This window comes from Enterococcus durans NBRC 100479 = LMG 10746 (assembly GCF_001544215.1).
Classification (GTDB): domain Bacteria; phylum Bacillota; class Bacilli; order Lactobacillales; family Enterococcaceae; genus Enterococcus_B; species Enterococcus_B durans.
In genome coordinates this window covers 50,073-58,002 of record NZ_BCQB01000015.1, presented here as the reverse complement: position 1 = coordinate 58,002, position 7,930 = coordinate 50,073, and the positions used below count along the sequence as shown (strand labels likewise).

Annotated in this window: 4 protein-coding genes and 1 pseudogene; 3 read left to right on the top strand and 2 right to left on the bottom strand. The window is 38.1% G+C overall.

Going from position 1 to position 7,930, the window contains the following annotated elements:
- Positions 1 to 4,656: S8 family serine peptidase (locus ED2_RS06125; protein WP_255209469.1), on the top strand; the 4,656-nt coding region annotated here is incomplete at its 5' end.
- 108 nt (positions 4,657 to 4,764) lie between these two features.
- Here ED2_RS06125 and ED2_RS06120 read toward each other — a convergent pair.
- A complete protein-coding gene (locus tag ED2_RS06120; protein ID WP_016177431.1) occupies positions 4,765 to 5,868 on the bottom strand; it encodes an aminopeptidase P family protein in 1,104 nt (367 codons plus the stop codon).
- 208 nt (positions 5,869 to 6,076) lie between these two features.
- Here ED2_RS06120 and ccpA point away from each other — a divergent pair, with 208 nt between their 5' ends.
- Positions 6,077 to 7,078 (top strand): catabolite control protein A, encoded by a 1,002-nt coding sequence (gene ccpA, locus ED2_RS06115; RefSeq protein WP_016177432.1) that lies wholly within the window; start codon positions 6,077 to 6,079, stop codon positions 7,076 to 7,078.
- A 179-nt stretch (positions 7,079 to 7,257) separates the two neighbouring features.
- Positions 7,258 to 7,518, top strand: coding sequence for a hypothetical protein (locus ED2_RS06110; protein ID WP_016177433.1), 261 nt, complete (start codon positions 7,258 to 7,260; stop codon positions 7,516 to 7,518).
- 203 nt (positions 7,519 to 7,721) lie between these two features.
- On the opposite strand, the pseudogene ED2_RS16525 reads toward ED2_RS06110, so the two are convergent.
- Positions 7,722 to 7,842 (bottom strand): annotated as a pseudogene (locus ED2_RS16525) (DUF3788 family protein); the annotation flags it as partial.
- Between the last annotated feature and the right edge of the window lie 88 nt (positions 7,843 to 7,930).

The following is a 7,930-nucleotide window of genomic DNA, read 5'->3' as shown; positions in this document are numbered from 1 at the left end:
CCAGCAGATATTGAAAAAGCTTGGAATGACTATAATTTTAAAGGTGAAAATACAGTTATTTCGATTATCGATTCAGGGATGGACCCTAATCATCAGGATCTCAAATTGAGTAAGAACACAGGAGTGCAACTTGAAAAACAAGAAGCGGATCAAAAAATAAAAAATCTAGGTTATGGAAAGTACTTTTCAGCTAAAGTTCCTTTTGGACATAATTATGCGGACGAATCGGAAGATGTTGTTGATCAAAGTTCAGTGATGCATGGACAGCATGTGGCTGGAATTGCGTCAGCTAACGGCGTAGTAAAGGGTGTCGCACCAGAAGCACAATTATTAGCGATGAAAGTTTTTTCCAATAATGATAACCAAAGCTGTGTGTCTGATGATATCATCGCAGCTATTGAAGACTCTGTTGTTTTAGGAGCGGATGTCATCAATATGAGTTTAGGAAGTGATGCTGGAAATAGTGATGCTTCTGACCCAGAACAATTAGCGATCCAAGCAGCTTCGGATGCAGGGGTCTTATGTGTGATTGCTGCAGGAAATGCAGCAACTAGTGGCACTATATCTGGAGCTGCAACGGATATACTAGGGACAGATGATCAGTCGATGATTTCTTCTCCCGCAGTTGTTTCTTCTGCCTTGAGTGTCGCTTCTGCGGAAAATACAACAGCTACACTTCCTCTTTTTCATGTAGAGGGGATTCAGTTCAATGGCTATGCTTCTTATAATGGAGACTTGCAGCCATATATGATAGCACCAACTGCTGATTACTCAGACCTTAAAAATAAGCATGAGCTAATTGACGCGGGAAGCGCTAGTAAGGAAGAACTCTCCCGACTTGATGCTAAAAATAAGATTGCTTTGATTCATGGAGATACAACGAATCATTCCGAAAAAGTAGCAAATGTGAAAAAAGCTGGAGCAGTAGCAGCTGTGATCTATGAAGATGCTCAATATGCACCAACTTTGACGGATCTTTCTTATCCAACCATTTGTGTTTTTACTAGTGAAGGGACCCAATTGATTTCTGCAATGCAACAGCAGAAACAATTCACTTTTGATTTTAGAGAGGAGGTCATACCAAATAATCAGGCGGGAAAAATGTCCACTTTTTCATCTTGGGGACCCACACCAACCTTAGAATTCAAACCAGAAATCACTGCGCCAGGTGGAAATATTTACTCATTGGCAAATGACAATTCGTACCAATCAATGAATGGGACTTCGATGGCGTCACCATTTGTAGCAGGAGCAGAGGCATTGATCTATCAATCGGCTAAAAATAGTCAGTTGAATATCCCGAGAAAAGATTTGCCGCAATTTGCTAAAAATACGCTTATGAATACGGCTATCCCTTTAATTGACCACGACCATGTAAATTCGATTTATTCGCCTCGTCAACAGGGGGCGGGGTTGCTTAATGTCGGCGCTGCTTTGGAAAACACATTGAGTGCAACTGACGCCAGTGATCATGATGCAGTATTCACTTTGAAAGAAATTACAGAACAAACCAACTTTAAAGTGACTTTAACAAATTATGGAAATGACACAAAAAGTTATGTATTCAATGATTACGGTGGCGTATACACACAAGATATAGAAAAGACATCTTTAGAACTTTATGATAGTAAGATCAATGGAGCAAGTCTAACAACAGCCAATCAAAAAATCGAAGTGCCTGCTAAAGCTAGTATCGAAGTCACTGTAACGTTGCAGTTGCCAGCTACATTTGACAGACAGCAATTCGTTGAAGGGTATGTTGGATTTAGCGGAGATAATACGCCTGATTTAGTGCTTCCATATATGGGCTATTATGGTGATTATGATGCGGAACTGATCACTTCTCCGCCGTATAATCAACCGGGAGGAAAAAATATCCCGACACGCGCTGGTTTTTTAGTGGATATTAATAGTCGAAATATATTAGGTGTTAAAAATTCAGATGTCGATCCTGATAGTGTAGCTATTTCTCCTAATGGGGATGGACATTACGACTCTGCATTTCCATACTTATACTTTTATCGAAACTATGCTTATGCAAAATACGAAATCGTTGACGCAAATGACCATGTCATTCAAAAAGTCTATGAAGAAAGAAATCAGCGTAAGGATTTCTTTAACCTGGATAATGGAAAATGGAGTGTCCATGAAGTAAAAAATGGAGAATGGGATGGGAAAATATATGACACTAAAACAGGAAAGATGAATACAGTACCAGATGGACAATACAGATATAAAATAACAACTGAAACTGAAAGTGGTCAGGGAGAACAACTCACGTATTATCCACTGAAAGTAGACACGCTCCCACCAATAATACACGGAGTGAGCATTGCTGGCGGGCAGGACCTCTTAGTAGAATTCGAGGATAATGGTTCAGGTGTAAATAATCTGCTCTATTTTGAAATTAATGGAAAAAGGTATAGGGGAACGCTCTCTCCTGTAAGTGGACAGCAAAATGTTTATGTATTGCCAGGGGTGGGGAAATTACTGTTAAATGGGCAAAATTTTATACGTATAGAGGTTTCGGATAATGCGTTGAATACGACGATAGATCCAGGAAAGTATTATGATGGGCAAACAGGTCAAGTAATCAATGGAGCAGTTGGAGTGTTGAAGTTGCTCAACCTTACAGATAACTCTGTTATTACTTCGGATTCTTATAGTTATGATAAAGTGAATAAGTCGTATAACATCAAAGGAACGTATTTACCAAATACAGAATTATTTGCGAATGGTATAAAGACAGTAACTGGCACTACCGGAGCCTTTTCTGTGGCTGTTCCAGCAGTAGCACAAAATACGGTTGTCTTTTCAGAGGACGCAACTGGAAAAAATATACTGGGCACTTACCACTTTACTTTTGTTGATCAAGCACCAACTCTTGAGATAGAAGGAGTGGATGCATCTGGAAAAGCAATCGCCCATTCAGAAAATTATCATTTGAAAGGAAAAACAAATGGAGTGAAAGTGAGTGTCGAAAACCAGTCCGCTAAAAAAAGTGTCGATTTGACAAGTAGTTTAACTAGTAACGGTGAATTTGATGGGGATATTCCATTAGTGTTTGGAGAAAATAAATTGCTTGTGTCTTCTTATAACTCAAATGATGAGGTGACGGAGTCAACCGTTGTTATAATAACTGTAGATACAACCAGTTATACTGGAGATCTAGTTGAATTTGAGCAACTAAATGGCGGGGCGATTATAGCAAACAAAATGAGTAATTATTACAATGTTCAAACAAAAGAATTGCAGATCAGCGGGAAACTAAAATATCCAGTTACAGATTTCCGCTTGAATGACGAGAAAATCAATTATGATCCTGATACACTTGCATTCAGCTACGTCATGAAAAATGTGGATAATGGGAAACATGCATTGAAAATCTATGCACAAGACAATCGTCTGAACGATGGGCGACCAGTCATGAATTATAGTTATCCTATCGTGATCGATTCAACTTTGCCTAGTTTGATCTTACCAAATCTAACAGTGGACAGTCAGGGAAATTATTTTGCCTATACGAATCAAAATCCTTATGCGGTTAGAGCTGAAGTCAACGATAATTTAGCTGGGTACAGGTTATATATCAATTTGAATAATGCCTACAGTGATGGAAATCATGGTGTGTATAATGAAAAATACTATGCCGGCCGTCAAGCGACAACCGTCGATTATCCTATTGATATCGAAGATGGATTGAACCAAGTCGAGTTTGATTTAGTAGATACCCTAAATAATCATGTCAGTATGATTGTGACTGTTGGTTATCATCATGTAATGTTAGCAACTCCTGTTATCCAAAGTAATCAAACGGTTGCCAATCAAGTAGTTACTTTACATGTAGATGAGAGAACAGATGCAGAATTATACTATTCTATTGATGGAAATACATGGTCCAAGGTCAAAGATGACGTGGCAATTGCTGAAAATAAAACTGTTTATTATAAGTATAAAGATAAATATGGGAATGAATCAGCTGTAGCCAAATACGAAGTAAAAGCGATTCGAAAAGAGGTTGCTAGTGGACCTTCTATACAATTAGAAAGAGGTCAAAACGCAATCAAAGTGACACTAGGTTATGAAAAACAGCTTTCTAAGGAAGAAGCTGCAGTGCACCAACTATCCTATAGTATGGATAAAGGGAAAACATGGCAAAAATATACTCAACCATTTGAGGTAACTAAAGACACAGAACTCTATGTGCGTACGGAAGATCAAGCAGGAAATACAAGTGATGTCGTAAAAGAACAGCTTAGTTTAACCGAAAATAAAGTAGCGGAAACAGTCGTTAAGACAGCTACTAAAAATACGCCAGAAAATGAAAGTAAGCCTCAACTCGAGGCGGTTAAAACCATGGCAGCAAATCAGCCTCTAAAGGTAGAGACAAGCCCAATTGAGCAAAAACAAAAAAATCAGGAGCGTGTTTCCAATGTGGAAGCCACAGATCTACTAACAGAAAATCTCTCTGGTTCTCCAAAAAAACAACTGCAACTCGCCAATAAAGTAGGAGATCAGCTATTGTCAAAAGAGAACAAGGTATTTCCCACCACAAATGATCGTTCTGAAATAGCACTGTTGATCATCGGTCTCTTGATCTGTGCTAGTGGAGTAGGGATTATTTTCATGAGAGTTAAAAAAGGAAAAACTAGGTAATCCTTCAGGCTACTGAAGATGTTGCAATGAACAATAAATCCTCCAAAAGAAGCAATGGTTTCTGCTTCTTTTGGAGGATTCTTTTAACTATTGAAATGGATCAAGAGATTAATCTAAGATTCGTAACTCTTTTGATGTGGTAGTAAATGGTACACAACCATCTTTTGTTACGTAGACACAGTCTTCGATTCGTACGCCGACTTTTCCAGGAATATAGATCCCTGGTTCAAGTGAGAAGCACATGCCTTCTTCAATGATCAAATCGTTTCCTTCAACTAGAGAAGGAAATTCATGAACAGTTGTACCAATTCCATGACCTAAGCGGTGATTGAAGTATTCTCCATAGCCGTAGCTATTGATAACATTACGGGCAATCTGATCTAGTTCAGCGGCTGTAACACCAGGTCGCACAGCTGCTTGTGCAGTTAATTGCGCTTCAAGGGTGATATTGTAGATTTTTTCTTGGAATTCTGTTGGTTTCTTGTAAGCGACAGTACGTGTAGCATCACTGCAATAACCGTCCCAAACAACACCAAGATCGAATAAGACAAGTTCATTTGGTGTCACTTTGGTACTACCAGGTGTACCATGAGGACTAGCAGCATTCATACCAGCAAGAACAATTGTGTCAAATGACATTTGTGAGACACCTTGTTTTTTCAATTGATATTCGATTTCTGCGATGATTGCTTGTTCAGTGATGCCTTCTTTGACTGCCTTGAAGCCAACTTCAAACGCAACATCTGCCCATTTACCTGCGGCAATCAATTTATCTTTTTCTTCAACTGTTTTGATCAATTGCAATCGTTGGATGATAGAAGTCAAGTCAATGAAATCATCTGTACCAACTAGTTGATCAGAGATAGCATCAAAGCGATCAACTGTTAAAGCATTTTTTTCGATCCCGATTTTTCCGGGTTGTCCATAACGAGTGCGTAATTCTTTCCCGATAATTTCCCAAGGGTTTTCGCTGTCCAAATATCCACGTACATCAAAAGTCCAGCTACTATTTTGTGCATCTTCAACTTCTAAAGCAGGGGTGAATAAAAAAGGATCTTGTTCAAGTGGAATAAAGAGCGCCAAGACACGTTCATGTGGTTCACTTTCATATCCTGAAAAATAAGCAATGTGTCCAGGATCACTGATATAAGCCAGATCCGCTTGTTTTTGAGCCATCCATTTACGTAATTCGTTGATTTTTACGTTATTCATTTTGGCATCCTTCTTTCTAATTTATTGAATTATTAGATAATTGTACCACTTATTGATTAAAAGACCAATGTCTAAAAAAGTGAAAAAAGTAAAAATTTTATGAAAACAGTGGTAAAACGGTTGCAATTTCGAGTATAATTTGATATTCTATCTAAGAAATGTAAAGCGTATTTTCAGAAAACATATAAAAATGAATAGGAGAACAACAATGGAAAAGCGAACAATTACTATTTACGATGTAGCAAGAGAGGCAAATGTTTCGATGGCTACTGTTTCACGTGTTGTCAATGGCAATCCCAATGTAAAACCTGCCACAAGAAAAAAAGTACTGGAAGTCATTGATCGTTTAGATTATCGTCCAAATGCTGTAGCACGTGGATTGGCAAGTAAAAAAACAACTACTGTCGGTGTGATCATTCCTGATGTCAGCAATATGTTCTTTGCTTCATTAGCACGCGGAATCGATGATGTTGCCACAATGTACAAATACAATATCATTTTAGCAAACTCTGATGGAAATGACCAAAAAGAAGTAAATGTGCTAAACAATCTATTAGCGAAACAAGTAGATGGTGTGATCTTTATGGGGCATCATATTACTGATGAGATCCGCGGGGAATTCTCTCGCTCAAAAACACCTGTTGTTTTAGCAGGTTCGATCGATCCAGATGAACAAGTTGGTAGTGTCAATATTGACTATACAACTGCTACAAAAGATGCAGTAAACAAATTAGCTAAAAGCGGTAATAAGAAAATCGCGTTTGTCAGTGGTGCCTTGATTGATCCAATCAATGGACAAAATCGCTTGAAGGGCTACAAAGAAGCATTGAAAGAAAACAACTTGCCTTACAGTGAAGGCTTGATCTTTGAAGCAGAATACAACTTCAAAGATGGGTTGTCATTAGTAGAACGTATCCACAACAGTGGTGCAACAGCTGTCTATGTTTCAGATGATGAATTAGCAATCGGTATTTTAGATGGACTTTTAGATAGAGGCGTAAAAGTACCTGAAGAATTCGAAATCATCACAAGTAACAACTCATTACTAACAGAAGTTGCTCGCCCACGTCTAACAAGTATCACTCAACCTTTGTATGATCTTGGTGCGGTATCAATGCGCTTACTTACAAAAATGATGAACAAAGAAGAAGTAGAAGAAAAAACGATCATTTTACCATACGGGATCGAAGAAAAAGGCTCAACAAAATAAAAACGACTCTACAGCAAAATCATGTATATCTTTGAGAAAATATGCCGTTGAAAAGTTGTAGTACCTTTAAAATAGTAGATTAATAATGTAATTCACCCACTAATTTGGACTAGTAGCCAAGTTAGTGGGTATTTTTTGGGCTCTTTGTCAATAAGGACTGATGAGTTTTATAAAATGAAATGGTAAATCCTGAAGATGGTAGCAAATTTTTGCATTGTGCGTTTGTCGAGGCAAAGGCTATAGTCATTTCTTTAGGGAAAAGTATGAGAGATGGATTTACACAAAAAGAGAATGTGGAAAAAGATACGGTACAAGAAGCTAGTGGAAGTGCACTAAAAAGGGAAAGCCGAGATCAGATCGAAAAGCAAAAAAAGAGTAGTGAAATAAAAGGAAACGATGTGCAAAGAGCAAGTGACAAAACAAAAAAATACCAGAGATAATTCTGCTGCTACAACTAGTTTCGCATCAACGAGAGTCTCGAAGCAGGCTGAAAAACAACAAAGCGCACACAAGCGAACATTACCAAAAGATAAAATCTGCAATAAAACCGAAAGTAAAAAGGTCAAACAGTCATAAAAAGAGAGCGAGTCAAGAACGATAGAAGAATGTGGGACAAATCTAAAATCAGTTTTGCTACAGCCTTTCGGATAAACGGCGGGAGCAAAAAGCAACTCCTTCGGAAATAAGCCGAAATTCACAAAAATTTGAAAAGCAATTTTCGTTAATTTCTTCTTATTTCTCGGAGTTAAACACTTCTGCCCCAGCCTCTCTCAAATAAACGGCGTTCAAAAGCCAGGTTTTTTGGAAATTAAAAAAGAGGCTGTGACAAAAGTGTTTCTTACTTCTGTCACA

What these genes read in the sequence shown, in the direction of transcription:
- ccpA (WP_016177432.1), top strand. Translation starts at nt 6,077, where the DNA reads ATGGAAAAGCGAACAATTACTATTTACGATGTAGCAAGAGAGGCAAAT.
- ED2_RS06120 (WP_016177431.1), bottom strand. Translation starts at nt 5,868, where the DNA reads ATGAATAACGTAAAAATCAACGAATTACGTAAATGGATGGCTCAAAAA.
- ED2_RS06110 (WP_016177433.1), top strand. Translation starts at nt 7,258, where the DNA reads ATGGTAAATCCTGAAGATGGTAGCAAATTTTTGCATTGTGCGTTTGTC.